Annotated in this window: 25 protein-coding genes and 2 pseudogenes; 8 read left to right on the plus strand and 19 right to left on the minus strand. The window is 69.3% G+C overall.

The window, feature by feature from the left end; translation table 11 throughout:
* Positions 1-138: 138 nt before the first annotated feature.
* Positions 139-330 (minus strand): hypothetical protein, encoded by a 192-nt coding sequence (locus JIW86_RS39640; protein ID WP_257559116.1) that lies wholly within the window; start codon positions 328-330, stop codon positions 139-141.
* Between the two features lie 431 nt (positions 331-761).
* Here JIW86_RS39640 and JIW86_RS39645 point away from each other — a divergent pair, with 431 nt between their 5' ends.
* Positions 762-1,805, plus strand: a complete 1,044-nt coding sequence (locus JIW86_RS39645) for a phosphotransferase (RefSeq protein WP_257559117.1) — start codon at positions 762-764, stop codon at positions 1,803-1,805.
* Here JIW86_RS39645 and JIW86_RS39650 read toward each other — a convergent pair.
* The 12 genes and pseudogenes from JIW86_RS39650 to JIW86_RS39705 all read right to left on the minus strand — a co-directional run bounded on the left by JIW86_RS39650 (position 1,792) and on the right by JIW86_RS39705 (position 10,688).
* Positions 1,792-2,841 carry a glycosyltransferase gene (locus JIW86_RS39650; RefSeq protein WP_257559118.1) on the minus strand — a complete coding sequence of 350 codons (1,050 nt, stop codon included), beginning with the start codon at positions 2,839-2,841 and terminating at the stop codon, positions 1,792-1,794. The two genes, JIW86_RS39645 and JIW86_RS39650, sit on opposite strands and share 14 nt — an antisense overlap.
* On the minus strand, positions 2,838-3,461 hold the full coding sequence (locus JIW86_RS39655) for a hypothetical protein (protein WP_257559649.1): 624 nt from the start codon (positions 3,459-3,461) through the stop codon (positions 2,838-2,840). Before JIW86_RS39655 ends, JIW86_RS39650 begins: the two co-directional genes overlap by 4 nt.
* 1 nt (position 3,462) lies before the next feature.
* Positions 3,463-4,335 (minus strand): PIG-L deacetylase family protein, encoded by an 873-nt coding sequence (locus JIW86_RS39660; protein ID WP_257559119.1) that lies wholly within the window; start codon positions 4,333-4,335, stop codon positions 3,463-3,465.
* Positions 4,332-4,553: a hypothetical protein gene (locus JIW86_RS39665; RefSeq protein WP_257559120.1), complete on the minus strand. Its 222-nt coding sequence runs from the start codon at positions 4,551-4,553 to the stop codon at positions 4,332-4,334. Before JIW86_RS39665 ends, JIW86_RS39660 begins: the two co-directional genes overlap by 4 nt.
* Positions 4,553-4,930: a glycosyltransferase family A protein gene (locus tag JIW86_RS39670; RefSeq protein WP_257559121.1), complete on the minus strand. Its 378-nt coding sequence runs from the start codon at positions 4,928-4,930 to the stop codon at positions 4,553-4,555. The genes JIW86_RS39665 and JIW86_RS39670 overlap by 1 nt, the downstream gene beginning before the upstream one ends.
* 2 nt (positions 4,931-4,932) lie before the next feature.
* A complete protein-coding gene (locus JIW86_RS39675; protein WP_257559122.1) occupies positions 4,933-5,061 on the minus strand; it encodes a hypothetical protein in 129 nt (42 codons plus the stop codon).
* A complete protein-coding gene (locus JIW86_RS39680) occupies positions 5,058-5,876 on the minus strand; it encodes an aminoglycoside phosphotransferase family protein (RefSeq protein WP_257559123.1) in 819 nt (272 codons plus the stop codon). The genes JIW86_RS39675 and JIW86_RS39680 overlap by 4 nt, the downstream gene beginning before the upstream one ends.
* Before the next feature lie 56 nt (positions 5,877-5,932).
* A complete protein-coding gene (locus JIW86_RS39685; RefSeq protein WP_257559124.1) occupies positions 5,933-6,808 on the minus strand; it encodes a glycosyltransferase in 876 nt (291 codons plus the stop codon).
* Positions 6,809-7,137: 329 nt separating this feature from the next.
* Positions 7,138-7,602 carry a recombinase family protein gene (locus JIW86_RS39690; protein ID WP_257559125.1) on the minus strand — a complete coding sequence of 155 codons (465 nt, stop codon included), beginning with the start codon at positions 7,600-7,602 and terminating at the stop codon, positions 7,138-7,140.
* A 199-nt stretch (positions 7,603-7,801) separates the two neighbouring features.
* Entirely contained in the window at positions 7,802-8,950 is a 1,149-nt protein-coding gene (locus tag JIW86_RS39695) for a helix-turn-helix transcriptional regulator (RefSeq protein WP_322975630.1), read from the minus strand.
* Positions 8,951-9,120: 170 nt separating this feature from the next.
* Positions 9,121-9,781: pseudogene (locus JIW86_RS39700) on the minus strand (HAD-IA family hydrolase).
* Between the two features lie 580 nt (positions 9,782-10,361).
* Positions 10,362-10,688: a hypothetical protein gene (locus JIW86_RS39705; RefSeq protein WP_257559127.1), complete on the minus strand. Its 327-nt coding sequence runs from the start codon at positions 10,686-10,688 to the stop codon at positions 10,362-10,364.
* Between the two features lie 121 nt (positions 10,689-10,809).
* Between JIW86_RS39705 and JIW86_RS39710 the strand changes: the two genes are divergently transcribed.
* Together JIW86_RS39710 and JIW86_RS39715 are read left to right on the plus strand one after the other, a co-directional pair.
* A complete protein-coding gene (locus JIW86_RS39710; protein WP_257559128.1) occupies positions 10,810-11,739 on the plus strand; it encodes a hypothetical protein in 930 nt (309 codons plus the stop codon).
* A 490-nt stretch (positions 11,740-12,229) separates the two neighbouring features.
* The gene (locus tag JIW86_RS39715; RefSeq protein ID WP_257559129.1) at positions 12,230-13,882 is read left to right on the plus strand and encodes a DUF2637 domain-containing protein; all 1,653 of its coding nucleotides are present in this window, start codon (positions 12,230-12,232) and stop codon (positions 13,880-13,882) included.
* A gap of 981 nt (positions 13,883-14,863) precedes the next feature.
* Here JIW86_RS39715 and JIW86_RS39720 read toward each other — a convergent pair.
* Positions 14,864-16,786, minus strand: a complete 1,923-nt coding sequence (locus JIW86_RS39720; protein WP_257559130.1) for a DUF2075 domain-containing protein — start codon at positions 16,784-16,786, stop codon at positions 14,864-14,866.
* A gap of 534 nt (positions 16,787-17,320) precedes the next feature.
* On the opposite strand from JIW86_RS39720, the gene JIW86_RS39725 reads away from it, so the two are divergent.
* Positions 17,321-17,878: a DUF3883 domain-containing protein gene (locus JIW86_RS39725; protein WP_257559131.1), complete on the plus strand. Its 558-nt coding sequence runs from the start codon at positions 17,321-17,323 to the stop codon at positions 17,876-17,878.
* Positions 17,879-18,243: 365 nt separating this feature from the next.
* Here the strand turns inward: JIW86_RS39725 and JIW86_RS39730 are convergent, their stop codons facing one another.
* Positions 18,244-18,780: a transposase gene (locus JIW86_RS39730; RefSeq protein ID WP_257559204.1), complete on the minus strand. Its 537-nt coding sequence runs from the start codon at positions 18,778-18,780 to the stop codon at positions 18,244-18,246.
* The gene (locus JIW86_RS39735; RefSeq protein WP_257552434.1) at positions 18,777-19,316 is read right to left on the minus strand and encodes a winged helix-turn-helix domain-containing protein; all 540 of its coding nucleotides are present in this window, start codon (positions 19,314-19,316) and stop codon (positions 18,777-18,779) included. The genes JIW86_RS39730 and JIW86_RS39735 overlap by 4 nt, the downstream gene beginning before the upstream one ends.
* Before the next feature lie 132 nt (positions 19,317-19,448).
* Between JIW86_RS39735 and JIW86_RS39740 the strand changes: the two genes are divergently transcribed.
* Positions 19,449-19,601, plus strand: coding sequence for an ATP-dependent DNA ligase (locus JIW86_RS39740; RefSeq protein WP_257559132.1), 153 nt, complete (start codon positions 19,449-19,451; stop codon positions 19,599-19,601).
* An 11-nt stretch (positions 19,602-19,612) separates the two neighbouring features.
* Here the strand turns inward: JIW86_RS39740 and JIW86_RS39745 are convergent, their stop codons facing one another.
* From JIW86_RS39745 to JIW86_RS39755, 3 genes are all read right to left on the minus strand, one after another.
* Positions 19,613-20,884, minus strand: a complete 1,272-nt coding sequence (locus tag JIW86_RS39745; RefSeq protein ID WP_257551921.1) for an IS256 family transposase — start codon at positions 20,882-20,884, stop codon at positions 19,613-19,615.
* 1,069 nt (positions 20,885-21,953) lie between these two features.
* Complete coding sequence (locus JIW86_RS39750; RefSeq protein WP_257559133.1) at positions 21,954-22,244, minus strand: DUF6087 family protein; 291 nt, start codon at positions 22,242-22,244, stop codon at positions 21,954-21,956.
* A 13-nt stretch (positions 22,245-22,257) separates the two neighbouring features.
* The gene (locus tag JIW86_RS39755; protein WP_257559134.1) at positions 22,258-23,628 is read right to left on the minus strand and encodes a Tat pathway signal protein; all 1,371 of its coding nucleotides are present in this window, start codon (positions 23,626-23,628) and stop codon (positions 22,258-22,260) included.
* A gap of 157 nt (positions 23,629-23,785) precedes the next feature.
* Here JIW86_RS39755 and JIW86_RS39760 point away from each other — a divergent pair, with 157 nt between their 5' ends.
* The 3 genes and pseudogenes from JIW86_RS39760 (at position 23,786) to tgmC (ending at position 26,228) form a co-directional block, all read left to right on the plus strand.
* Positions 23,786-24,052 (plus strand): putative ATP-grasp-modified RiPP, encoded by a 267-nt coding sequence (locus tag JIW86_RS39760; RefSeq protein WP_257559135.1) that lies wholly within the window; start codon positions 23,786-23,788, stop codon positions 24,050-24,052.
* Positions 24,053-24,055: 3 nt separating this feature from the next.
* Complete coding sequence (gene tgmB, locus JIW86_RS39765) at positions 24,056-25,036, plus strand: ATP-grasp ribosomal peptide maturase (RefSeq protein ID WP_257559136.1); 981 nt, start codon at positions 24,056-24,058, stop codon at positions 25,034-25,036.
* Positions 25,033-26,228 (plus strand): annotated as a pseudogene (gene tgmC, locus JIW86_RS39770) (ATP-grasp peptide maturase system methyltransferase). Before tgmB ends, tgmC begins: the two are co-directional and overlap by 4 nt.
* The last annotated feature ends 46 nt before the right edge of the window (positions 26,229-26,274 follow it).

Genomic DNA, 26,274 nt, shown 5'->3' on the forward strand with positions numbered 1-26,274 from the left:
GAACGTGTTGTCGATGACTTTGAGCTGCCTGGAGAGCCGGAACAGGTCCAGCCTGCAGAGACACCCTCCAGCAGACGGGCCCGGTCGGCATGCGACATGCCCGACAGGGTGCGCGTCATATCGGACACCTGATCGCCGTCAGGCGTGGAAATCATCCGGGACCACCAGGGCCGCCGACCGGTAGTGCGCTGGGGTGATCGGTGCACACCCGGCCAGCACTGCCTCGAAGATCCCCTGCGCGTACTGGCCGCTGGCGGCGTACCGGTCCGGCGCCAGCATCACCGTCGCGTGCGCTTCCTCGTGCAGGGTTTCCGACACCAGCTGGCCCACGTCGTCTATCGCAACGGCGCCCGCGTGCCCGTCGCCGTCTGGACGGAGGCGGCGACCTTGGGGAAGAGCGCGGTGGCCTACAACGCGGGCACCCTCAACCGCACTTTGAGGCCGGCGTTGCCTACGTGGAGGTCCTCGACGGCATGGACTGCGGGTGGGTCAGTCACCAGGACCCCGACAAGGCTGCGCGCACCATCCGCAGGGTCGAGGAGGCCGCCGAGTTCTCCATCGCCCACCCGCGCTGTCGGCGGTCCTTCGGCCCGCGTCCCGATATCGAGCCCGGCTCCGTGGAGGCCGAGTCACCTGCCGGTTCTCCCCGTCGGAGCCCCATAGGACGCTGAGCGTCACGAGGGGTGGCAGGCGAAATGATCAGGAGGTGTGTTCTGTGATCCTTGTGCGCCGGGCGGGGCGCCTCCCGTATCGTCCCGTCGGTGACCATCACCGCAATCACCGACAAGATCCATATTTCGGACGGCGAGTTGTCCAGGCTCGCCGACACGTTCAGGATCGGCACTGTCCATGAGCGACGTCACCTGCCTGATGGCCTGATGAATGTGAACTGGCGGCTCGATTCGGCGGCCGGCGCGTTCGCCCTCAAGCGCGTGACGGATGTCCCGTTGGAGCGGCTGCGCCGGAATCTCGGCGTACTCGGCATGCTCGGCGATCATGGTCTTCCGGTCTGCGCGCCGATCTTGACTGGCGACGGGTCCGCCGTGGCCGAGACTTCCAGCGGCGGGTACTGCCTGTTCCCGTGGGCCGCCGGAGAGCACATCCCGGGGGCGACTCTCACGCTCGGGCAGGCGTCGGCGCTCGGCGGGCACATCGGGCGGCTTCACGTCGCGCTCTCGTGGGCCGCTGATGGCCGCATGCTGCCCAGGACGCCGGATTCCCTCACCCTGGACGTGACGAGCGCCGAGCGAGCCTCGCAGAAGGCGCAGCGACTGTCGGCGGCCGTCGAAGAGCAAGGCAGCGGGGACGCCTTCGACCTGGCAGCTGCGGACGCGCTGGAGGCGCGGCGGGAGATGATCGCCGCGCACGCCGAGCTGATGCCTGCCGATGGAGTGTCGGTCGGCCCGTACGGCTGGACCCATGGTGATCTCCAGTACCGGAACCTGCTGTGGTCCGGCGGCGAGCTATCGGCGGTCCTGGACTGGGACCGGGTCGCCGTCCGCCCGTATGCGGAAGAGGTGGTACGGACGGCGCAGGTCCAGTTCGGAGGGGAGAACGGGTTTGATCTTGAGCGGGTATCGGCGTTCGTGGCTGGCTACCGGTCGGTTGCGCCATTGTCGACTGCCGCGCTGGCGGACGCGGTGCACCGGCTGTGGTGGAAGCGGCTGACGGACTTCTGGCAGCTGGAGTTCCACTATGACAAGGGTGACCACTCGTGCGACGAGTTGTTCACCCAGGACGAGGCGCTTCTTCACTGGTGGACGGCCCGGATCGGCGAGGTCGAGGCGGCGTTCATGTCGGCGTGAGGCCGAGGGCGGCGAGCTCCGGCACAACGGGGCGGGTGTAGCGGGCGGCGTCGAGTCGGGCCCGCTCGCCTGCGCCGCGGTGGTCTGTGGTTCGGATCGCGGCTGCCCATTTCTCGGCGTCGGCTTCGGCGGGGAGGACGGTCCCGCTGGCGCCGACGGCTTCGGGGATGCCGCCCCGGTCGGTGCCGATGGTGGGCACCCCGTGCAGGCCGGCTTCGATGATCACCCGGGGGAATGCGTCCTCGACCACGGACGGCACGAGCAGGAGCCGGTGCGCCCGGTAAAGCGGGGCCATGTCGTACACGCGGGGGACGTACGTCACGTTCGGGTACCGGTGAAACTCGGCGGATGTGTTCCACCAGCCCTCGACCAAGGTGAAGTGTTCCTCCGGCATCGCTTGGATCAGGCCGTGCATGAGCTGTGATCCCTTCGCGGGGATCGGGTTGACCATGAGGACCGGGCCGCCGGTGCGGGCGGTGTTTACGGCGCCGGGGCTGGGCTGTGTGAACGGCGGGTGCCACAGGGCCATGCGGGTACCGGCTGGGTGGCCGGCGCGGTGAAGCGCGAATTCCGAGACCGCGAGCCCGACGTGGGGGCGGCCGGCCAGGACGCCGAGGCCGGTGGCGGATACTGAGTGGCAGATCCCTGTGGTGAGCGCGTGGGCGCGGGTGGCGGCGGCGATCTCTGCCGCGCCTTCCTGTGACGTGAAGACGACGTCGGGGCGGAGGTCGGTGAGGAGCGTGGCGAGCGTGGAGGGGATGCGGGTCTGCTGGACGGCTATGCAGTCCACGCCGTTCCACCAGTAGCGCACGGCGCCGCTCACGGTCTCGTGTGGGGTGTCGTTGGTGTCGAGGTAGGTGGTGATGTCGGTGAGCTGTCCGGGGCCGTCCCACGGTGGCTCGTGGGCGCCAAGGTAGACGACGCGCCACCCGGCGGCAGCGAGCTGTTCAGCCAGGAGCTGTTGCGTCACTTCGGCCCCGCCGATCAGGAACGGGGGCGGGGTGCGGCGCCAGGCGATGAGGGCAGTGGGCATCATTTCGTCCAGTGGAGTATCAGGGCGCGGGCGGCTTCGGCGACGTCGGTGGGGGTGGTGTCGGCGGGCAGCAACGTCACTTCCCGGGAGACGGGTTCGGCGCCTGGCGTGGGGGTGGTGAAGTAGGCGCGGGCGTGTTCGAGGAACGCGGGGTTGTGGAGGAAGTAGTCGGACTCCGCAGCCGCGTGCCCGATGATCTTCCGCCGCAGGTGCAGCGTCTCGGGGGGAACGTCGAGATAGATGGTGTGATCGGGCCTGAGGTGCGACATGCCGGCGAGCTGTGCTCGCAGCAGGGCGTGAACGTCGTAGCCGTAGAGTTGGTCGAGGGCGTACGCGTGCGCGAGGAGGGTGTCCACGGACCGGTCCAGGATGATGAGGTCGGCGGTGGACTTGGCGACGGCGGCGACCCGGTCGGCTTCGATCTCCATGTACGTGTCGAACGCTTCGATCTGCTCGGCGGCGGAGCCGGTGCGCGCGGGTGGGATGTCCTCGCGGCGGTCGATGTGGTCGACGTAGCAGGCGGACACGAAGGCGTGGGGGCCGATGCCGCGCATGCCTCGGAGCCGTTTGATTGTGGAGGACTTGCCGCCGTAGGAGGCGCCTTCGAAGGCGACGATGGTCACGTCAGTGCTCCGTCCGGTAGAAGCGTTCCGCGTAAAGGCCGCCGTCGAGGAGGTCGGCGGCGACGGTCCAGGCATGGCGGATCGGCCGGTTCTGCTTGCGTGGCGGGCTCATCTGCGATCCGTGCATCCGCAGGACGGTGACCTTGTCGAGCACCACGGGCGTGATGCCGACCAGCTCGGGCCTCAGCGCGCGGCTGCCGTGCCGGGTGTTGAACAGGTGGTGGTCGCAGCCTGCGAGCGCGTAGGTCGACCAGAAGGCGAGGTCTTCCCAGAACCAGCGGCAGCCGAGCCGTACGGCGGCGTCGTGAACCAACAGGTGGTCGGGGTGGCGGGTGACGGCTGCGGGGGCGAGGAGTTCAGCGCCGGGGTTCTGCGCGACGAGCGCGCGGAGGCCTTCGGTGATCTGATCGAGGTGACCGGGTTCGTAGGCCCGGTAGGGCGGGTCGGCGTCCTTGCTGCCCAGGAGACGGCGGGCGGCTCCGAACGGAGCGAGCGCGGCCGCCCCTTCGCGGGCCCGCAGCTCCGACACGGCTTCCTCGGTCGGGTAGTTGGCTTCCGCCGAGGGGTGGACGCTGCGGGAGCGGGAGAAGACGGTGACGACGGTCAGCGGTCGGGGTCGGGCGAGGAATGTGCCCGAGGCGGACAAGGCGAAGTCGTCGTGGTGGGGCTCGATGGCGAGGACCGGCCAGCCGGTAGGGGTGCGGTACTCAATGTGGTGGATGGCCCCGTCGTAGGGGGCGGTGAGTTCCAGCACCTGGTGGTCACCGGCTGCGTGCCGGGCGGCCAGGCTCGCGCTGTGGGCGGCATGGGCGCGGTCGATGTCGTTGGGGAAGGTGTAGATACCGGACGCGTCGGGGACGGGCAGGTGGGTCATCGCACGGTGCTCCCGTACCAGTGGCGCCACATCCGGGGCGAGGCCAGGCGCAGGCGGGCGGTGAGGGGGTTCTGCCACCACAGCATCCGCGCCGTGGACCACTGGTCGTAGCGGCGGGTGGAGGGGCGGACACGGAGGTCGTCCAGGACGGTGACGGGGCGGCCGGTCTTGTGGCCGTGGGCGGTGAGCCGGGCGAAGAACTCGACGTCCTCGCTCATCAGTAACTCCGCCCTGTATCCGCCGACTGCCTTGAACGCATCGGAGGTCGCGAACTGGGCGACGCCCTGTGCTCCACCACGTCGGATGCGGTAGTGGTCCCAGTAGGCGCACAGCAGACGGGCGCCGAGGCGAGCGGGGGTGTAGAGCGGGGGATCGCCCCGCCGGCGGCGCCCGCGTCAACGGCGGCGGTGGCGGCGGTGAGTGCGTCGAGGGGGAGGGCCACGTCGGCATCGGTGAAGAAGAGCAGGCTGCCGGTGGCGGCCGAGGCGCCGGTGTTGCGGACGGCTCCGATGCTGCGGACGGTCTCGGTGACGACGCGGGCGCCGAGCTGGCTGGCGACGGCGGGGGTGGTGTCGGTGCTTGCGTTGTCCACCACGATCACTTCCCCGTGCCGCCGGTGGCGGCCTGCCAGTGGTCGAGGGCTGCGAAGACGGTGGGGAGGTAGCGGGGAAGGTAGGCGACTTCGTTGTGGGCGGGGATCACCACCGACACGAACGATGTGGTCATCTGGGGCTCCTCACGGTGCGCGGGGTGTGGAAGAAGCGGGGGTGCTCGTGGGCGAGTTCGGCCAGGCGGCGGGTCCAGCGGGAGCGTTCTTCGCCGGGCGGACTGGTCGCCTGGCAGCGGGCGGTGTGGAATACGCACCAGGCCGTAAGGCGGGCGTCATCCAGGGCGAGGGGGTAGGCGCCGGTGACGGCGAGGCGGCCGCGCAAGGAGACGGCGCCGGCCATCACCAGGGCCTGCGCGACGTCGGCTTCTCGTGGGCCGGGGGTGGCGTCGGTGAAGTCGATCAGGTGCCGGGTGGCCTCCGGCCCGGCGATGATGATGTTGTCGTAGTGCACGTCGCCGTGGCACCACACGAGCGGCACCGACGCCGGGGTTTCGGAGATCACTTCGAGGGCGGGCGCGATGGAGCCGGCGGTTTCGGCGTCGCGACGACGCAGGGTCGTGACGTCCTCGAAGAACGGGCGTCGGGGTGTGCGCGGGGCAACAGGGGCCCGGTGAAGGCGGCCCAGGAGGCTCCCGACATTCCGCAGGGCGCGGTCAGCGGTGACCTGCCCAGTGCGGACGGCAGCGCCAAGGGTGAGTCTCCCCAGGTCTTCGGAGATGAGGGCGGTGGCGTCGGTGCCGGTGATCCGGCCCGCGGCGAGGATGCGGGCCGTGGGCACGGCGACGGCGACGGCGCGGATGGCGGCGGCTTCGGTCACTGCGTTGCGACGGGCGATGGACGCGTAAAGCTTGACCACCACCGTGCGGCTGTCAGCGAGAGCGGCGCGGTAAACGGCCGTGCGGCGGCCGTTGGCGAGACGTTCGGCGGTCAAGGGTCGGATGGCGAGGAGGCTGGTGCAGGCCCGGACCACGACCGGGGGCAGGCCGGTCACCGCCAAGCCCCCACGGCACCCAGGCGGCGCATGTGCCGACTGGTCGTCCTGAGGTGGGCGCGGTAGTCGCGGACGTCTTCGGTGGGCGGACACGTGGGTGTCCAGGGCTTCTCGGGGCCGACGAAGTGGACCAGGGCGGCAGATGGGTCCGGGCGCAGGGGGCGGCGGACCACGCGGCGCACCCACTCTCCCCGTTCGAGGAACCGGCCCGTCTCGAACTGGTTGAAGCGGGACGGGACGGGGTGGACGAGTCCGGTGCGCAGCAGCCACAGGTTCAGCGCGTCTTGGTCGTTGTGGAGTATGTGCGCCCGGTGCTGGCTCAGGGCGCGGGCCACTCCATGGCGCATGGCGGGGATGTCGGCGGTGTGGGTCCACAGCATCCCGGCGTTGTAGTACGGACGGCCGCGCCAGTCGGGCCAGCGGTCGGCGGCTCCGGGCAAGGCGGGGCTTTCGCCGACGGCCGGGTTGAACTCGTCGGCGGCGGCGCCGATCTGGCCGGGCCGGAGGACGGAGAGGGGGCTCGTGATGTCGTCGCGTACGTGTGTGTCGGCGTCCACGTAGATCAGGTAAGGACGGCGGACGAAGTCGGGGGTGAACTCGAAGCGCAGGTAGGTGGTGATGGTGATGTAGGCGTCGTCGGCCATGAGGGACATGGAAAGCGGAGGTCGGTAGGCGAGGTCGAATGACCCGAAGCCGCATCGCTTCGCGAGGTGCGCGAGGAGGAGGGCGTGCGCGGTCGGGAGGTCCATCGTGAGGACCCGCAGGGCCGCGCTGCGGCGGGCGGCGGGGGTGAGGCTGTCGGCGAGGGAGGTGATGGCCGCGAGGCCGGGGGTGAGGTAGTGCCGGTCGATGCACAGGCCGAATGCGTACACGCGGGTCGCCTTCCGGGCGTGGTGCGGTGGAGTGTCGGGGCGGTGTGAGGCGTCCCGCCCGGGGTGGCGCGGGACGGGCTGGGACGGACGGCTCTAGAGGGTGGCGCGGTCGGCGCACCGGCAGGCCCGGGCGCCCTGGTCGGTGTGTGGCTCGATGTCAGGACGGCTGGCTGCCGGCCGCCCCGGTCCGGGTGCGGCGTGGGCGCTGGCGGTGCCGATGGCGGCGAGGAGAAGACCAACTGCGACGTGCCCGGCGGCTCAAACGGCGGTCAGGAGCGCGCCGACCCGGTCCCGGCGTAACCGGTGCTGGCCGATAGCACGGTGGCCGTTCACGGGCCGTCAGGGCCGGTCTCCGGCCGGTCGTGGCGGATGTCGGAGAGATCGCTCCAGCCGGAGGCGGCTTCTAGTACGTTGCGGCGGCGGGCGTGCTGGCTGGCGGTGCGGCGAGGAAGGGAGGGAGTGGCGACCACGAGGAAGCCGCCGCGGTCACGGACCAGGGCGCCGAGCCGGTCGAAGTCGGACGGGTCGGGGGCAATGTGGGCGGGGTCGGCGACAACGATGCCGCGGACCATGCCGCTGCCTAGGGCATCGGTTATGGCCCGCCATCCGATGCGGTCGATCACTGGCGCGTCCGGGTCCGGGTCGGACCAGGCTCCGGCCACGGGCCACAGACGGGCCTCGGCGTAGCGGCGGGCGCAGGCTTCCGAGTCCCGGACTGTGGCGGGGTCCGGGGAGGAGCTGTAGACGGCGACGGGTACGTGCCCGATGCCGCCGCCGTGCGGGTTCGTCGGCATGCTCCAAGCGTCGTGGGGCGGGGGTGACGGGCCCAGGCACGGGGCGTGGCAGCTGCCGCTATTCGTCGATGGCAGCGGTGTCATGGGGCGTGACGGTGGCCTGGCTGGGGCTGGCCGGGTACTGCTACGCCCCGTGGCAGTCAGCCAGGTGAGGGCCGGTCTGGGTGCCACGGGGCGTGCCGGTCGGAGCAGGAGGGTGTCAGTGCATGCCGAAGGGGACTCCGGCGGCGTGGGCGAGGCCGCGTAGCCGGGCGACGGAGACGCCGGTGAGGCGGCTGATGATGACGCCGGGGAGCATCTGGTGGCGCACCCACCCCGGCGCCATCCTGCACACGGTGTCGAGGGCGTCGGCGGCCTGTTCCCACCGGCGGCATTCGAGGTGGGTGAGGGCGACGTCGAGGCCGTAGCGGGCCCGGGTGGACAGAGGGACGGTGTCGTTCAGGCGGACGGTGTCCATGAGGCGGAGCGCACCAGAGGTGTCGCTGAGGGCGACGGCGATGCTCATGGCCTGGGTAGCGGCATACAGCGGCCCGTACGGCTGGGCGTGGTTGCCGCGGGCGTACTCGGTGCCGATCCGGGCGGCGACGGCATGGGCCTGGGACAGGTACTCGCGGGCGGTGTCGGCGTTGGCGCCGCCGCGGGAGGCGGCGACGGCTGCATTGGTGACGAGCTGCCCGTACACCGACAGCCGGTCAGGGTCGTGTTCACTCATCTTCGGCTCGATGCGGTCGGCCTGGGCGGCCGCGAGCGCGAACCCTTGGGCGGTGCGGCCGTCGCGGAGGTTCACCCACGCCGTAGTGGCGGACAGGTGCGCGTCTCGCAGATCGTCCCCCGCCTGCACGGCGATCTGCCGACCGTAAGTGAGGGCGGCGTAGGCAAGATCTCGGGAGCCCAGAACGTTCGCCATCATCCCGGCCGTCTGGAAGGTGTCGGCGAGGAGTCCAGCCGCCTGTTCCTTCTCGCCGTGGTCGGCATGGTCGTAGCGAGCCCGCGCCTCAGGGAGGAGCCGGGTGAGGAGCACGCCGAGTTCGGTGTACTGGCCGGACCAGTAGGCGGCGTCGGCGCGGCGGACGACCGTGCGGAGCTCGTCCACGGTGCCGGGGCTGGTGTCAGCGGGGATGCCGATGGCGGCGTCGTGGGTGGTGGCAGATACAGCTCGCAGGGCGGCGCGTTCGTCGCGATCCATGGAGCGGCGGGGGGCTTGCTGGCCGAGGAGGACGGCGATGTCGGTGCCGACAGCATTGGCGACGGACAGGAGCGAGGCGATGGAGGCGGTTCCGCCGCGCTCAAGCTTGCGGATCACTCCGACGGATACCCCGGCCGCTTCCGCTAAGCCCTCTTGGGTCATGCCGCCGCGGAGAGTCTTGAGTCTTTCGCTGGTGGTGTACTCCGACCACTGCACGCGCACGCACCTCCTGTGAGGACTGAGACACGGACCGTATCGGGGGTGGGGTGGATGCCAACAGGGTTCGACCGGCCGGAGTTGACGGCTTCCGGCCGGTCGTCGGCTACCGGAGTTCAGACGGTGAGGGGAACGCTCACTCCAAGGAGGGATTCCAGCTCCGAGACGGCAGTCTCCTCATCGGTCACCAGGACTGTGGTGATGCCGATGGCGGCGGCTGGGGGAGGTTCACCGGGTGGTCATCGGCGAAAACGCACGCCTCACCGGGCAGGCCGAGCCGTTCAAGGGTGAGCTGGTAGATGGCCGGGTTGGGCTTGGCCATGCCGACCTGTTCGGAAATCACGTGGACGTCGAACAGGTCCCAGATCCCGGTATGTTCGTACGGGTTGTGGGGGCCATGCCGAAGCTGTTGGACAGCAGTGCGGCACGCAGGCCGGCCTCCCGTGCGGCCTGCGCGAGTGCGACCATCCGGCGCGCGGTCGGCACCCCCGACCAGGCCCGGCCCATCAGGTTCGCCGGGTCTACAGCGGGGCCGATCAACGGCGCCGTGCGGGTATTCCACTCTGCCTGTCCGATTTCCCCGACTTCGAGGGCAGTGTACAGCCGGCGCCCCTCGGGGTGATCGTTCAGTGTCGACCGCCATGCTTCTGGGTCGAGCCCCTGAGCTGCGCACCACTCCCGGTGCACAGGGCGCGGGTCGGCCGTGAGAACCCCGGCAAAGTCCAGGATGAGCCCCTGAAGGGCAGGGCGAGTTGTGCTGTCGGTGGGGTGCGGCATGCTGTGGGCGTCCTTTCCATGATGGCCTCACTGGGACCGTACAACCCGCGTGTCTTGAGTGTGGGGTATGAGGTAGCTCTGCGGGTGGGGGGCCTTGGCTGATGCAGGAGCCGGGCATGCTCTGATGGCTGACTTCATTGAGGCGGGAAGATTCAGCGGTCCGGCATATCCTCCTGGCAGGGTCAGGCCGAATTCCGTGCAGAACGCACTGCTCCACCAGACTGGCGTAACCGCTGAGGTGCCCACCCTTGAGCGGCCGGAGGCCGCCGAGCGGTGGCTCCTAACAGACCTGACCTGGCTGCTGAAGCTCCTGGCTGCAGTTTTTATCGGGTCGGCGTACGGGCTGTGGTAGGCGGCGATGACTTTCCTGCTGGCTGCTGTCGACTCGACGACGAATCGGGCCGCCGGCCGGGTCTTCCCTGCCAGCCGGGTCCGCGTGACCAGTGAAAGGCCGGCCAAGGGGTGCTCTCCCGCCAGTTACGGTTCCGCGAATGGAATGAGGCGATGGGGGTTACTGGTTGGCTTCGACGATCAGGCGCAGTACGTGCCGTGCAGTGGGGGAGGTGTGAGGCGTCCGTGGTTACTTCGGGGTCTCGGTGGAGGTAGGGGCTTCCAGGCGGTGCAGGACTTGTCTGGGGTCGATGTCGTTGAGCCATGCGCCGAGTCCTGCCGCCATGACAAGGGGGTCGATGCCGAGCAGTTTGCCGATGTAGTACATCTCGCGCACGGTGTATTTGATCTGGCCGTCCTGGCGCTTGCTGATCTGGCTCTTGGACATGCCGATGTAGTTGCCCAGCTGTTCGTAGGTCAGTTCTGCGCGGAGCCTTCCATGTTCTACGGCTTCGATGAATCTGAGCTCCAGCTCGGTCACTGCCTCCAGGGCCTGCTGTTTCGCCGTCTTGTCCATAGTGGGCATCATAGCGATCGTTGCTCCTGCCGCGGGCATCAGGGTCAATCCACCGGAATCCTGGTTTCTGTTAGATGCGAAAAGTTGCTCTGAGGGAAACAAAACCTGTAGTCTTGTCAACATGATCGACCGTGAGAACGAGGATGGGTCAGGAGACATCAAACGTGGTTGGGCGCCCGCGCACTCCTGGCGCTGGTTCCTGATCCGCTCCGCCAAGCACGTCCCCAAAGCCGCCAGGGATCAGTCCCAGTGGAAGTTTTTGGGCGCGTCGTTCTTCTCGATCCTCCAGGCCGTGGGTCAGGCTGCGAACGAGGACGGCACGAATGCCTTCCTGGGGATCGACACGCTCATGGCCGTGGGGCGATGCAGCAAGGACACCGTTCAGAAGGTGCTCATCGCTGCCGAGGCCATGCAACTGATCAAGAAAACGGCGAACGCGCGCGGCGGGCGGAACCCCAAGCCCGCGACCTACGCGTGCACATTCCCCCTCGGCGCCGAAACGGGGACTGGCAGGGGACTCGACTGGGAACGGGCCCTTCTTGTGCTGTCCAGCTCAGAGCACGACCGACGCCTGCGTCACAAGCGGGCCAAAGCCATAGGGCGCCACGTGCCCCCGCCTGATGAGGCCGCTAGGGATCAGCAGGAAGCGTTACCTGATGCCCTCTGTGATGGAGCGATCGAGATTCAGAAAGCGTCACATGGCGAACTCACAGGGCGTCACGCGACGGATCAGAGAGCGTCAGGTGACGCCCCTACCAGGTTCCACCAAGCCTTACACCATGAGGCGGCCGATGCAGTTGACTCACCCCAGGTGAATGAAGCCGCCCCGACCGAACAGCCCGACACATGCAGGCCGATGAACACCGCCCGTGCGCAGCAGGAACACGATGCCCCGGGACTCGCGGCCGCCAACTACCAACGCCACGTCACCATCTGCGACCGATGCCCCCGCGAGATCTGGTGCCCCCAGGGCTCCCGACTGCGGAAGTACCTCACGGTTGAGCAGAATCACAAACGGGCTCACTACCTCGGAGGCGACGAAGCGCCGTAAGTCACACAGCCACCGGAGCATCCGAGTTCCACGGATTCCAGGCCTCCCAGCAGAGTGCGGGGTACCTTACGGCGGTGCCGGGAGATATCTCATGCCGTCGGCGACCTGCCACCGACGCCCCGAGGTAATCGACGACGTCGCGGGTGATGTGGTTCTTCGCGGGGGACGCACCGACCGATTTCGTCGGGATCCTGGCGGAGAAGGTCAGCGAAGCCCGGTGATCAGTAGCGGGGCGTTTGCTCGGCATGGCGGATCCCTTCGAGCAGAAAGCATCCGTGGCGGTTGCGTACGAGGTCGGCGGAAGGCTCGGGCGAGTTCGCCCAGGCCCCGGTGATGCCCCTGATCTGGCAGACGTCCAGTGAGGCTTCCCAGCGGCGTCCCGTCTGTCCGAGAAGACGCCCTGGCATCGGAATCTGGTCCAACTGCCCGTCACACGTGAGACGGTGATCGTGATCAGGAGCTAGACCTGACTAGGAGGTGCCGCCGCCCGATGCAGCTGACTCGTACGCACCGGATACTCATCGGCGTCGTGGTCGCCGGAGCCGTCGTCATCGCGGGCATCGGCTTCGCGGGCTCGTACTCCGCGGTGCGGGCACTCGCCCTGCAGAAAGGCTTCGGCAGCTTCTCGCTGGTGTTCCCGATCGGCATCGACGCGGGCATCTGCGTCCTGCTCGCGCTGGACCTGCTGCTGACCTGGATCCGGATCCCCTTCCCGCTGCTGCGCCAGACGGCGTGGCTGCTGACGATCGCGACGATCGCGTTCAACGGCGCCGCGGCCTGGCCGGACCCGCTGGGTGTCGGCATGCACGCCGTGATCCCGATCCTGTTCGTGGTGACGGTCGAGGCCGCCCGGCACGCGGTGGGCCGGATCGCGGACATCACCGCGGACCGGCACATGGAGGGCGTGCGCCTCACCCGGTGGCTGCTGTCCCCGGTGCCGACCTTCAAGCTGTGGCGCCGGATGAAGCTGTGGGAGCTGCGCTCCTACGAGCAGGCGGTCGGCATGGAGCAGGACCGGCTGATCTACCAGGCGCGGCTGCAGGCGCGGTACGGGCGTTCCTGGCGGCGCAAGGCTCCGGTGGAGGCCCTGATGCCGCTGAAGCTGGCCCGGATCGGCGTGCCCCTGTCCCAGACGGCCCCGGAGGGGCTGGCGGCGGCGGGCATCGACCCGGCGCTGCTGCCCCCGACGCCGGACACTGCCGATCGCCTGACGGTGGAGCGGGCCGATACACCGCAGGTCGTTTCGGTCGCCGCCTACAGCCTGGTGGGGGAGCCGGCTGTAGCGGACTCCGCGGGTACGGATGGGGGCCTCACTCACGCGTTGGAACCGGCTTCCGATCGTGTCGGGTTCGCTCGCGCCCACCCTTACGGCCCTGGATCTGATCCGGCGGCGAGCGGGCCACAGCCAATCGCTCCCTGGACCGCCGGGCCGGCTCAGATGACGGAGATGGAGCTCTGGGAGGCGTACCGCTCCTACGCGGCGCGCACCGGCGAGTTCCCTGACGCCGCAGCATTCGTCTCGCACCTGGCTGAGGTCTACGGAGTGGTGGACCCGATGTCGGGCGGGCCTCTGCCCGCGACAGAGGTGGAGGAACTGCTGGCCGGGTTCCCCGGCAGCCGGACGGTCCAGACCGATGAGGATTTGGTGACCGGTCACGGTGGGGGCAGCGGTCCGCACCCCTTCTTTGAGCCCGCGGCGGCCCGAAGTGACGTCCGAGCACCCGCCGCAAAGGGCCCTGCGTCCGCTCACGTGCCAGCCCCCTCGGCGGCGCCAGATGAACGACTTTCGCCCGCAGGAAGTCACCAGCAGACGCCCCTCGTCGCGCTGACCGATCCGGCCTCAGCACCAGCAGCGGAGACCGGGCATCGGGAGGCCACTGCCACCGAGATTGGCGCGGCAGCTGCTCGGCTACCCCAGCAGCAGACCGCGGAGCCCGACCTGGACCCCGTCCAGCAGCAGATCCTCACCGTCGCTGGGTGGCTGGTCGAGGCAGAGGAAACCGGTGTGAAGCTGTCCGGGGCAGAGGTTGCCCGCCGCTTGGGGGTGTCGCCGAAGACCGGGCAGCGCCGCGTGATCGACGCAGGCAAGCACCTTGCCGGGCAACGTCGGCAGCAGGGGCGCGCGCACCTCCGCTCGGTCTGAAGCTGACCACATCATCGTGGCCGGTCACTGATGACCGCTGATCCTGACTGCCGGCCTCTGGTCACTGGTGACCGCCACTGGTGAGTGGTGAGTGGTGACCGACACCGGTGACCGGTGATTGGTGACTGGTGAGCCATGCCCGGTGACCCCAGGTCGATGGGCGGCCGACTCGCTCTCCACCAGCAATGCCTGGTCAGAAGCCTTACCGACATGCGTTCCTGAGCGACGGGTGACAGGACGAGGGCGACGGTCCGCCGTCATGTTCCCCTGGTCGACCGTGACCGGTCGCGGCTGCCAAATGCCTTTTGACCTGTGTTTTGACCGATGGCCGATTGCCAAGTTGACCCTTTGGCCCCGGTGACCGATGACCGGCCCGGCCTCTATCGGTCATCGGTCATGACCGATTCCCTGGAACCAACCAACCAACCAACCAGCCAGCCAGCGAGACAGCTGCGCGACCCGCTTGGTCTGCTGACCGGTGAAGGGCGGAGAGTTCAGTCAGGCCCGACTGGAAGGCCCTGCCCGGATCCAAGAAGTGCATCCGGGCTGTCATGCACGAGTCGGAGGAGCTGCGGTCACCCAGCAGTTCGCTGCACGGCGGAACGATTCGATCGAGGTGTGTCGGGGCGATCGCCCGCGTGCCGAGTGCGGTTTGAGGGACAGGCGGTGACTTGTTCGGCAGTACGGCGATACCAGCGGCTCTCGCGTCTCACCGGACGTTCGCACCATCGGCACTGGCCGGCCGTGTCGCCCTCGAACTCGATCTCTACCCACCCCATGCCGCCGACATTACGGTCCCCGGCCAACTTGGCCGTCGGGGCGCCAGCGTTCACGCCAACCTCAGGCCGCCGACGTCAGTCGGACGCCTCCGTTCAGGGGCGGTGGTAGCCCATCACGCACCCGGGCCGCCGTCTCGCTCGTACCGGGTGGTCGCCACCTCCCGCATCGGCACCCACGGGGCGTCCGGGGCCGTGGTGGGGGTCAGTGCTGTGTGAGTTGGGTGAGGTGGTTTTGGGTTTCGGGGTGGGTGCTGTGGATGCGGGTGGCGTGGGTGCCGCGGGTGAGGAGGACGCGGTAGATGTTGAGGGCGTAGGGGAGGTATTGGGCGGGGGTGAGGCTGCGGAGTCTGGGGTCGTGGCTCTGGCCGGGGTGGGCGGTCCAGCGGCCGTTGTCCCATTGGAGGTCGGGGCCGATGATGACGCCGGCGTGCTGGTATTCGATGCCTTGGGCGGTGTAGACGCAGCCGATCTGCTGGTGTCCGCCGGTGTGTGTGGCCCAGAGCTGGCTGCGGGGGGCGATGACGTCGCCGCCGGCGGTGAGGGTTTCGCTGGCGTTCCAGGCCGCGGTCCAGGTCCGGGTCAGGCCGGTGGCGGGATGGGTGTGGCTGATCCGGATGTCGGGGTGGAGAGCGCCGCGCCGTGCGGTGCGGGTCCAGGGCCAGCAGAACCCGGCGCTCGTGCGGGCGAGGATCCCGTCGGTGTTCGACTGCTCGATCCAGTCCTGCAGGGTGAAGGGGTCGGGGCTGACGGCCAGGTCGTAGGCGTCGTGGCCGGCCCATCTGGCGGGGGTGCTGTAAAGGAGGTCTTCGACCCAGTCGGTGAACGCCTTCGAGCCGCGGCAGCGGAAAGAGCCCTCGAGCTCGAGCGGGTGATGCGGGCGGCCCAGCCGGTGGGCGAGCCGGCCGATCTCCCCGACGGTGATCCCCTCGCCGGGGCGGATGACTTGCTTCTCGTCGAGGAACACCACCACGAGCGGCACCTGCCGCACGAGGGAGGCCAGGTCCGACTCCGTTGACGCGGCGCCGTGGGGAAGGCGCTGCGCCTCGTCGAGGATGACGATGCCGGCTCCGCGGGAGGCCCCGTTCATCGAGGACGCGGCCAGGAACAGTTCTCGGGCCGCCTGGTCGCCGGCGGCTTCGATGAGGTGGGCGCGCAGGGTGCCGGAGGGGGTGATGAAGCGTGGTCGCGCGTCCGGGTGGCGGCGCATCAGATGACCGAGGAGCCGCACGCCCAGGGCCGTCTTCCCGCTGCCCGGCCCTCCCCGCACGGTGATCACCGCTCCCTTGCCGCCTTCTTCGGCGTGCCGGGTGACGGCGGCCAGGATCCGCAGGTAGGCGTCCTGCTGGTCCCCGACGAGCGCGAAGGTGCGCTGCCCCCGCAGTGCCTGGCCGACTTGGCTGAGCAGGCGGGTGGAAGGCGTCCACACGATCGCCTCGAACGCCGCGGTGTCCCCGGGCGCGGGCGTCGTGAGGTCCTCACAGCGCAGGAGGCCGGCCAGGGCGGCCGGTTCAGCCTCCAGGTCCGCGCCGGTGAGCACGGGAATGTCCCTCATGGACGGGTCCTTCACTTGCAGGGCCGCCCCCTCCTCGGCGGTGGCGTTGTGCAGCACCACGCAGGCCCGCACGTCCAGACGTGGTGTGTCCTCAGGCCTCCAGTGGGTGAAGAAGTCCCGGTAGGCGGCCACCTGGTAGACCGGATGAGCGGTGACCACCCCGTCGGAACGCAGCACCCGCCCCCCGTCCAGGAGCTCGGCCCGCTGCCACTGCTTCAGTTCGACCACCACCAGCCCGAGCCCGCCCCGGGTCGCCGTACCCACGAGAAGCGCGTCCAGGCGCCTGCCCCCGCCCGGCGTCCCGAACTCCAGATACAGCCGCAGGCCGCCCAACCCGGCGCGCTCCAGTGCCGCCAGCAGCGCCGGCCACGAGCGCCGCCAGCTGCGCATCTCGCCCTCGCCGGGCACGCCGAACCCGGCATCCGTGTACCGGGCCGCGCACGCGTCCAGGAACGCGGGGTCCCGCACCGCGGCCGCGAGTTCGGCCACCGTTCCCGCCGCCGCGCACGCCACCCTGCCCGGACCACCGGGTTCCGCCGCCCGGCCCGCCGCTGCCGTCACGAACTCTGACATCACTGCCCCCGTTTCCCAACCACCCCCGCACCAGGCCCTCGTGGTTTCTGGCATCCGCCAACCTAACCACAAGTCAGAGAATTATCGACCCCTGCGTAGGGGCATGCTTATAGTGGCCTGCATGACGCTCGTGAACTCCTCCTTCCTGATGGTCCACGTCGGCCAGAGCACCGAAGCCCAGCGCAACCTCGAACACGGAATCGAGACTCAGACCTGGGGATTCCCCGACACCAAGCCCGAATACAAGGACGCCGCACCCCGGTTCGCGGTCCTGGCCACCGGAGCCTCCCCCGCGTCCAGCTCGACGCCTGGCTGGCCGACACCGCCACCCTCTACCTCTTCGAAGTCCGCAGCAGCTTCTACGAAGGCCTCGCCCCTCACTGGCCCGACGAGGAAGCCGAGAACCGGGTCAAGTACCCATGGCGGATCGGCATCGAGCCCCTGGCCATACTCCGCGACGTCCCCCTCGGCCCCAACGGACCGCTCACCGAAGCCGGCAGCGACGCGATCCGCCGCTCCGGCACCGACCGCGGCATGGGCAAGCTCATCCAGATGCCCGCCCTACCCCTCCTCGACCTCGCAGGCATCCCCGTTCACGCCGACAACCCCGAGCGCATCCCCCTCGACAAGTCACCCGGCTTCACCGCCGACCAGATCGAGGCCCCCAAGAGACCTGTACGCCGCCGCCGAGGCGCCGGCTACATTTCCGACCCCAAGAAGCGCAAGGCCATCGAGACCCATGCTGAAGACAGGGCCATCGCGCACTACGAGAGCGAGGGCTGGACGGTGACGCGCCTGGGCAAGCCCTACGACCTGCACTGCACCCGCGGCGCAAAAGTGCGCCACGTCGAAGTCAAGGGCACCACCGGCGCACCCACCAGCGTCGAACTCACCATCAACGAGGTCCTCCACGCCCGGGACGACGCCAACACCGTCGACCTCTACGTCGTCAGCGACATCCGCGTCGACACCCGCACCGACCCCTACACAGCCAGCGAAGGCGAGGTATCGCACTACCCCGACTGGGTCCCCCTCGAAGAAGACCTCCGACCCCGCAAGTACGAGTACCGCCTGCCCAGCAAAGGCAATTGAACCCTGCTCTCACCCCCATGACGCAAGGGCCAGAAGGCCGAGCGCGCCCACGGGCACCAGGCTGCCCGGCTGAGGCAGCGGCCGTGTAAATGGATCGCCGCCCGGCACCGCCCCGGTGCGCAATCCCCTATCGGGGGCGTCGTTGCCAAGGACGGTCCGACCGCTACCGGTTTGGGCGGCGCGGGTAGGTCAAGGTCCGCCGCCGCGATACGAGCGAGGCCGTCATCGGCGTACTCACCGGCACCCTAGCCTGCCCACAACTCCTGGGCCGCTACGACGACCGCAGCCGCCTCCGCTATACCGGCCGCACCACACCCCTGAACACCGACGCCGCCCGCATCCTCGCCCCACACCTACTGAGGTTTTCAGGGTGGGGTCGGTGGGTCGATGGCCAGATGTGTGGCCGTGAGGCAGCCGTCGACCAAGTGGGGTCGGAGTTGGATTCTGTGTAACTCGCGGCGGAGTGTGCGGTCGAGGTCGTCGGGTGTGGCGAAGGCGGTGTTGGCCATCGCTCTGCGCACGAGTGACCAGACGGCCTCGACGGGGTTCAGGTCGGGTGCATAGGGCGGGAGCCGGACGGTGGTGAGCCAGTCGTGCTCGGCCTCGTAATGTTTCAGCCCCGCGGCCAGGTGGGTGTTGAGATTGTCCCAGACCACCACGATCGGGCCGCCGAGCTGGATGTGAGCCCGCACCAGCAGGTCGCGGTAGTCCTTCCAGGAGAAGCTCTTGCGTGCACCCTTGAGCAGGAGATGAGTGCGGGGCCGGTGGATGAGACGGCTGTGTTCACCGGGTTTGTAGCAGCACAGCGCGGCGACCGAGGTCCGGCGGCGGGACCTGCCGCGCACACGGATGACAGGGGTCTGTCCGCGCCGGCCCCAGGTGCGGGCACGGGGCGGAGTCATCGAGAAGCCGGCTTCGTCCTCGAAGACGATCCAGGCACCGGACGCCGCCGCGAGGCTTTTACCCCCGGCCACACCTCCTTCTTCCACAGCTCCACCGCGTGCTCGTCACGCTCGAGGGCTCTGCGGGCGGGCGCCTGCCAGGACCAGCCGTGCCGTCTCAGCAGCCGCCACACCGTCGCCACCGACAGGCTCACCCGAAGATGCCGACGGATCAGGGTCTGGACCCGGGCCAGGGTCCAGCGTTCGTCTTCGAAGCCGTGTGCCGACGGCCCCTTGCCGAGTTCCTCCTCGAGCACAGCGAACTGTTCATCGGTGACGGTCGGGGCGTTCGCCGGACCCGTCGAGCGCAAGGCATCCATGCCGCGCTCGCGCCAGGCACGGCGCCAGCGTTCCACGGACCGCACACTCACCCGCAGGTCCTTCGCGATGACCGCGGTCTTCTCACCCGCCGCGAACCGCACGCCGGCCTGAAGCCGGATCCCCTCACGAAACGCCCGACGCTCAGCGGTCAGGCCCCCGCCCTCTGGATACCTCACCTCACCGGCATACCGCAGGGATCATCAACCGTCACTACCCGACGACAACCCGAAAACCTCAGTAACCCCCGCCGAACCCGGACACCCTGCCAGGGACGCCGCTTCACCTCGACCTGGCAGGGCTGCGACGTCATGGACGTCACCCTGCTGCGCCCTGACCTGGTTGCCGAGGTGAGCGGCGACACGGCCGTGGACCGCGGCAGCATCTGGCGCCACCCCGTCCGCTATGCATGCCTGCGCGCCGACGTCACGGCCGAGGACGGGCGTGTCAGCGATTTTGTGTAAGTCGGTTGGTGTCATTGGATGCTGAGCCGGTCCTCGAAGAAGAGTGAGAACTGGTTCAGTGCCTCTTTCCAGTGTGCGGCGACGTGGTTCGCGTCGCGCGCTTTGGGGTTGATCTGTTCGCGGACCGCGAGGTAGAGGACCTTCAACGCGGCTTGTTCCGAGGGGAAGTGGCCGCGGTTGCGGGTGGCTTTGCGGAGGCGGGCGTTCATGGATTCGACCATGTTCGTGGAGTAGACCACCGTCCTTATGGCCGGCGGGAACGCCAGGTAGGGCGTGAACTCCGGCCAGGCAGATCGCCACGTCCGCACGATGGCCGGGTAGCGCTCGCCCAGGTCAGAGGCTGCGAACAGATCGAGGGCCTGCTCGGCGGCCTGCTCGGTCGGTGCCGTGTAGATCGCCTTCAGGGCCGGCACCAGCTTCGGGTGGTCCCGCGACGACGACAGCCTGAGCGAGGCTCTCGTCAGGTGGATCACGCACGTCTGGACGGTGGCCTTGGGCCAGGTCGCGGTGACCGCGTCAGGCAGGCCCTTCAACCCGTCACAGACCACGATGCAGACATCCTCGATGCCCCGGTTCCGCAGCTCCGACAGGACTGCCATCCAGGTGGTGGCGCCTTCGCCCTCGGCTCCGACCCACAGACCGAGGACGTCCTTGCGGCCGTCCATGTCCACGCCGACGGCCAGATAGACGGGCTTCGAGGTCACTGAACCGGACCGGATCTTCACCCACAAAGCGTCGATGTAGACGATCGGCCAGACCGCATCCAGGGGCCGGTTCTGCCAGGTCACGAGCTCGTCGATCACGGCATCGGTGACCTTGCTGATCAGATCGGGACTGACCTCGACCCCGTAGATCTGCGCTAGGTGGGAGCGGATGTCCCGCACGCTCATCCCGCGGGCGTAGAGCGAGAGGATCCGGTCGTTGAACCCCGCCAGCCGGCGGGCGTTCTTCGGGACCAGCCGCGGTTCGAACTCGCCATTGCGGTCCCTGGGCACCGCCAAAGTGACCGCGCCGGCATCGGTCAGGACCGTCTTGGATGACGTCCCGTTGCGCGAGTTCCCCGACCCGTGACCTGCGGAATCTCCACGCTCGTAGCCGAGATGTTCACTCATCTCGGCTTCCAGAGCACGCTCCAGAACAGCCTTGGTGACCTCCGTCAGCAGCCCGCCCTCACCCAGCAGGGCCGCCCCGGAGGCATCAGCCTTGTCCAGCAACCGCTGGACGACCTCATCGACCGTCTTGTCGCCGGCCACGGACGCGGCCGCTTCGTCTTTGTCCGCCATGACTCGTCCGATCCGCCCGGCCCAAGGGCCCGAGGCCGAGCCGCGGGCCAGGCTGTCACATCACGGACTTACACGATCTTTCAGACACGCTCCCGAGGACATCCCACGCTTTGGCCCCGGACATGGTTCAGCTGGTTGAGCGCGCTGTGACCTATGGTGCGGCGGGCCGCAGCCGGTCTGTGCGGCGGGCAACGGTGTGGCGCCGGTCGTAGACAGGGGATCCGGCGGGCCACGCCGGGAGTGCCTCCGGGGGCTCGGGCAGGCGTGCACCACGGGGGTACACAACGGGGTAATCAAGGGGGCAGGCGTGGGGTGAAACATGGGGGTAGGCAAAGGGGTAGGCGGTTTCCGCGGGCTCGCTGCATTTCACCTGGTCAGACCCCAAAATGCAGCTGGTGACTAGCCGGACTTATAGGTAGGAGGGGGTAGGGGAGAGGAGAACAGGTGTGGGAGGGAGCGGGTTGCAGGAGGTGTGGGGGCTGAAGGGAAGGGACGGGGTGAGAGTCGGAGGAGAGACGGGGGAGGGAACGGAACCGGGGAGAGGGGGAAGGGGAGAGGGCCGGGTGGAGGTAAGGGATCAGAGGGAAACGAAGGGGGAAGGTTTTAGGGGAGGGCTGCGTGGTGAGGTGCTGGTGAGATCGATGTGGCAGGCCCTCTCGCTACAGTCGGCCGCAGCCGCGGGAGCACCTCGAACCACCTCTGTACGGCGGTCCCTACGTCCTTGCTGCGACGTCGCGGTCGACGGCCTCGGCTTCGTTCAGACGCCGTTTCGCTCGGGCGAGGTCGAAGTCCCGGTTCGCTTGAGCAGTCCGTGACCGGGCGAAGCCCAGGAGCTGGTTGACGATAGCGCGCCGTGGGAACTTCTGCTCCTTGTCGGCGAAGCTCGTCCAGGTGGCTGCGCCAGTGACCACTTGTCGTCTATAAAGCCACACCGCCCGCTCCGGCCTGCTGCGGCCTGTTGGCCGGTGCCCTATCCCTTACGGTGCCACCCTCGGCCGGTCCCCGGGCGGCTGATGTTCAGTAAATCACCGGCGGTATGAGGCAGCGTGATGGTCTTCACCACGGATCATCACGTGGCCGGGCCCTTGTCGATCTGGAGTTCGTTCACCCACTCCCGGGCCGCCGCGAGGCTGGGGGCGGTGCCGGACACTTGGTACGCGAAGCCGTCCCACTCTTCCAGGACGCGAGGCTCGTCGGGGCGGAGGTGGCCGGCGCCGCCGTGCACGGGCCGGTGACGCCGGTAGATGTCCATCGGCGGGCGGCGCCGCTTGTTGTACGCGGCGAGTGGGTTGTCGGCATCGACGCGGGGGACGGCGCGGGAGGGCTGGTTGGGTGGTCCCGGTCGGCGGTGCTTGGCCATGTGCTCGATGTTCTCAGGCCGCGACAGCGGTCGGACGCGCGGCGGCGAGATCCCTGGCACGGTTCCGTACGTCGTCCACGGCGCTGGTCTCGTACGGGCGGGCCGCGTGCAACAGCGTGTTGAGCCGGGAGGTCACGAGGGCGGAGTCGACGCGGGCCGCGTCATCGAGCGCCTGCTGGGCGGCCTCGGCCCCGGCTTCGGCCTCGCCCTCGTCGAAGAGGGCGGCGGCAAGCCCGATGCGGTCCATGACGCGTACCCGGTCGAAGCCGGGCTTGCGCAGTGCGAGGGCGTCCTTGAAGTGGATGCTCGCGTACCGGCGGCCACGGCCGAGTCCGGCGAGGTCACGGGCGGAGACCGCGCGAGCGCCGGCGTGCTCAGCGGCGTCGAAGTAGCCCACCCACGCGGGGACGTCGTCGCCGAGGCCGGCCCCCAGGAACCCGTCAGCGTCACCAAGGTGCCTGTCCGCCTGGCGCGCGTCGCCGAGGGCCGCGTGCACTCGCCCGGTCTGGGAGGCGACGAGCGCCCGGGTCACGGGCAACTTCGCCTTCGTCGCGGCAACGCCGAGAAGACCGAGGGCGTCGTCCGGACGCCCGAGGTAGATCATCTGGTGCGACATGCGGGTGACGATTTCCACCCCGCGATCCGGCTGTCCCGCCTCCCCGGCCGCGTAGATCCCGTAGCTCCAGTACCGCTGCGCGGTCGGGTACCGGCCGCTGTCGTGGCTCACCCACCCGGCGAGCGCCGCCAGGTCGGCGGTTGCGGCGAACACCCGGGTCCGCAGACTCCGGGGCACCCCGTCCTGAACGCGGCGTGCGACTTCGGCGAGCTGGGCGACGATCGCCGAGCGGTACAGGCCGCCGCCCTTGGACGCGTCAGCTTTGGCGAAGAAGGCGGTGACCTCTTCGAGGGCGGTGACGGTGTCGGTGTCGAAGCCCTTGCGGTCGTTGTTCAGGGCGTGGGCGGTGCCGCCGAGCATCCGTTCGGCGGCGAGGATCAGCGGCGCGCCGATGGCGAGTCTGAGGGTGTCGCGGCGGTTCATGAACAGGTCCATCTGCGTCCATCCGGCCAGGGTCTGGGCGGCTGCCTCGGTCAGCAGCGGGAGCTGGATGCTATCCAGCACGGGTCCGGCGGCGGTCAGGCCGAGATCACCGGGAGTGAGGTGCTGGCTTACCGCCTCGGAGAGGACTTCCGCGAGCAGGGCGGGCACCGGTGGGCGGGGCCGTTCGCCGTCGATCCAGCGCCGGATTCGGGTCGTGTCCGGGGCGATCTGGCGGTGACCTCTGACTTTGGCCGCTGCGGCGATCCGCCGGGCGATCTCCCCATGGGACAGGCCCGTCGCCGCGATCCACAGCGTCAGGTGCGGGTTGCCGGATCTGCTGGACATCGCTGCCTCACCCTCCCCGCCTGCATGTACGGAGCGTGGCATTTCCGCCACGGTTCGCGACCCCTACGTTACTGGTGCGGGCCTGCGTGGTGGGCCGATTCTTCTCAATGCGGCAGCCGACCGGCTACCGCTCGAAGTACAGGGGAAGGGAATGCGCATGGCAACGCTTGCACCCCAGGCTCCATGGGCGATGCGGCTGGTCTCTGACCGGCTGCCCATCAGCCCGCCGTCCTACGCGGCGGTGACCCTGGACGCGTCCACGCAGAAGGCCCGCTACACCGACACCGCTGGCCAGGTGGTGGATATGGGCCAGCACGGCACCAACCAGACCAATCCGACGTCGTCGATGTCCGGCGGCGGTGACGGAGCCAGCCCGCAGCCGCAGACCGCAGACGACTCCACCCCCGACTACAGCTCGGACTGAGCGATGACCTCCACCATCCTGGTCGTCACCGCGCTGGAGGACGTCACCGCGGACCTGGTGATCTCCGTACTCAACGAGCGTGAGGTGCCCGTCGTACGCGTCGACCCCGCCGACATCGGGACCGCCCTGACCTTCGCGGCCCGCATCGAGACAGGGACGCCCGCGTGGGGCGGACGGCTGGTCACCGGCAGCCGGGAGGTGGAGTTAGGGGAGGTGGCGGCGGTGTACTACCGCCGCCCCACCCCGTACGCCGCCCGGTACGGGCAGCTACCCGCCCAACAGCGGGACTTCTGCGTCGCCGAGGCCCGCCACGGGCTCGGCGGCATCCTGCACAGCCTGAACGGCGCCTTGTACGTCAACCATCCCCTCGCCGTCGCCCGGGCCGAATTCAAGCCCGCCCAGCTGAAGCAGTTCACGGAGCTCGGTCTGACGATCCCTGCGACGCTCGTCACCAACGACCGCGAGCAGGCCGCCAAGTTCGCCGCCGAGCACGGACCGATCATCTACAAGCCGTTCCGCGGCCTGCCCCAGGGCGAGGACGGGCACACCGGAGCGATCTGGGCCCAGCGCGTCGACGCGGGCACCTTCGACGACTCCCTGACGGTGATGACCCATCTGTTCCAGGCCGAGGTGCCCAAGACCGGCGACGTACGGATGACCGTGGTCGGGACGCGCGTCTTCGCCAGCCGTATCGAGGCGCCAGACCGTGCGCTGGACTGGCGCCGCGGCGACTGGAACGAACTGGTACACACCCCCATTGACGTGCCGGAGGCCATCACCGCCGCGGCACACAACTACCTGGCATCGTTCGGGCTGGTCTTCGGCTGCTTCGACTTCGCCCTCACCGGCGACGGGAGCGCCGCCGAGCACTGGACAGCCATCGAGTGCAATCCGAACGGACAGTGGGGCTGGCTCCCGGACGCGCCGGCCATCACCGAGGCGTTCGCCGACATCCTCACCCAGGAAGGACGCGGCACCAAATGACGATGCCCGCCGACCTTGAGACCGATGCCACGCAACTGCGGAAGACGATGGCGAAGGCCCTCGCCGAGGACGGAGCCCTCGCTGACCCGGCCTGGCGCCAGGCGGTGGAGCAGGTGCCGCGGCACCGGTTCGTGCCCGGCTTCTACCTGCCCGCCGACGAACGCGACGGCCAGGGCCTGACCGTCTGGGAGCCAGTCACCGCCGAACTCGACAACGGCCGGTGGCTGGCCGCCGCGTACTCCGACACGACTCTGATCACGCAGTTCGACAGCGACGAACCCGACTGGAAGCGCCCCGCCGTACGTCACGGCGGAGCCCCGACTTCGTCCTCCACACTCCCGTCGCTCGTCTTACAGATGTGGGCGGACGCCGACGTGCAGGACGGCCACACGCTCCTGGAGATCGGCACCGGGACCGGCTACTCCACCGCGCTCGCCTGCGAACGCCTCGGATCCGCCGGCGTCACCAGCATCGAGGTCGACCCGCACCGGCTCAGCCAGGCAGCAGACGCGCTGTACGGCCTGGGCTACAGCCCCACCCTCGCTGTGGCGGACGGCCTGTACGGGTACTGGCCCGAAGCCCGCTTCGACCGGATCGTGGCCGCCTGCTCGTTCCGCGCGGTGCCCCCTGCCCTGCTCGCGCAGACCCGGCCTGGCGGGAAGATCCTTCTGACCCTCTCGGGCTGGCTCTACGGATACGCCCGCGTCCTCCTGACCGTCGGCGCCGACGGCACCGCCGAGGGCCAGCTGCTTCCCGGAACGGTGTCGTTCATGTCGGCGCGCACCCACGCGGCGCCGACGTTCGGCAACCCCGCCCACTGGGCCGCGGGCCTTTCTGAGCCCCGGACTACCCCGCACAGCCCGGAGCGGATCAGCGACGCCACCGAGGAGGCGTTCCACCTGCGATTCCTCGCCCAAAGCGCGGCCCCGGACGCACAGATGACGACCGTGGGCGATGCGGTGCGCCTTGTCGACGTTGTCACCGGCTCCGCTGCCACCCTCACCCCTCGCGAGGGGGTTGGCAGGTGTGCGAGGGCGGACCGGTGAAGCTGTGGGAGCGCATCGAGCGTGTCCTGGATGCCTACGACGCGGCCGACCAGCCCGGCCCGGAGACCTTCACCCTGCACGTCGACGACGGCGGGCAGCATCTGCGGCACCCGCAGATGCCCGGCCTGCCACTGCCCCGGTCCTGACAGGGCCGGGAGTGACCTCCATCCCCGTGTGCGGCCGACGGGCTTC

Source organism: Streptomyces sp. NBC_00162 (genome assembly GCF_024611995.1).
Classification (GTDB): Bacteria; Actinomycetota; Actinomycetes; order Streptomycetales; family Streptomycetaceae; genus Streptomyces.

Bases quoted from the DNA above. Each gene is read 5' to 3' on its own strand.
- JIW86_RS39650 (WP_257559118.1), bottom strand. From the start codon at position 2,841: ATGATGCCCACTGCCCTCATCGCCTGGCGCCGCACCCCGCCCCCGTTC.
- JIW86_RS39660 (WP_257559119.1), bottom strand. From the start codon at position 4,335: ATGACCCACCTGCCCGTCCCCGACGCGTCCGGTATCTACACCTTCCCC.
- JIW86_RS39665 (WP_257559120.1), bottom strand. From the start codon at position 4,553: ATGAGCGAGGACGTCGAGTTCTTCGCCCGGCTCACCGCCCACGGCCAC.
- JIW86_RS39675 (WP_257559122.1), bottom strand. From the start codon at position 5,061: ATGACCACATCGTTCGTGTCGGTGGTGATCCCCGCCCACAACGAAGTC.
- JIW86_RS39690 (WP_257559125.1), bottom strand. From the start codon at position 7,602: ATGCCGACGAACCCGCACGGCGGCGGCATCGGGCACGTACCCGTCGCC.
- JIW86_RS39695 (WP_322975630.1), bottom strand. From the start codon at position 8,950: ATGACCCAAGAGGGCTTAGCGGAAGCGGCCGGGGTATCCGTCGGAGTG.
- JIW86_RS39705 (WP_257559127.1), bottom strand. From the start codon at position 10,688: ATGGACAAGACGGCGAAACAGCAGGCCCTGGAGGCAGTGACCGAGCTG.
- JIW86_RS39710 (WP_257559128.1), top strand. From the start codon at position 10,810: ATGATCGACCGTGAGAACGAGGATGGGTCAGGAGACATCAAACGTGGT.
- JIW86_RS39715 (WP_257559129.1), top strand. From the start codon at position 12,230: ATGCAGCTGACTCGTACGCACCGGATACTCATCGGCGTCGTGGTCGCC.
- JIW86_RS39720 (WP_257559130.1), bottom strand. From the start codon at position 16,786: ATGTCAGAGTTCGTGACGGCAGCGGCGGGCCGGGCGGCGGAACCCGGT.
- JIW86_RS39725 (WP_257559131.1), top strand. From the start codon at position 17,321: ATGGGCAAGCTCATCCAGATGCCCGCCCTACCCCTCCTCGACCTCGCA.
- JIW86_RS39730 (WP_257559204.1), bottom strand. From the start codon at position 18,780: ATGACTCCGCCCCGTGCCCGCACCTGGGGCCGGCGCGGACAGACCCCT.
- JIW86_RS39740 (WP_257559132.1), top strand. From the start codon at position 19,449: ATGGACGTCACCCTGCTGCGCCCTGACCTGGTTGCCGAGGTGAGCGGC.
- JIW86_RS39745 (WP_257551921.1), bottom strand. From the start codon at position 20,884: ATGGCGGACAAAGACGAAGCGGCCGCGTCCGTGGCCGGCGACAAGACG.
- JIW86_RS39750 (WP_257559133.1), bottom strand. From the start codon at position 22,244: ATGGCCAAGCACCGCCGACCGGGACCACCCAACCAGCCCTCCCGCGCC.
- JIW86_RS39755 (WP_257559134.1), bottom strand. From the start codon at position 23,628: ATGTCCAGCAGATCCGGCAACCCGCACCTGACGCTGTGGATCGCGGCG.
- JIW86_RS39760 (WP_257559135.1), top strand. From the start codon at position 23,786: ATGGCAACGCTTGCACCCCAGGCTCCATGGGCGATGCGGCTGGTCTCT.
- tgmB (WP_257559136.1), top strand. From the start codon at position 24,056: ATGACCTCCACCATCCTGGTCGTCACCGCGCTGGAGGACGTCACCGCG.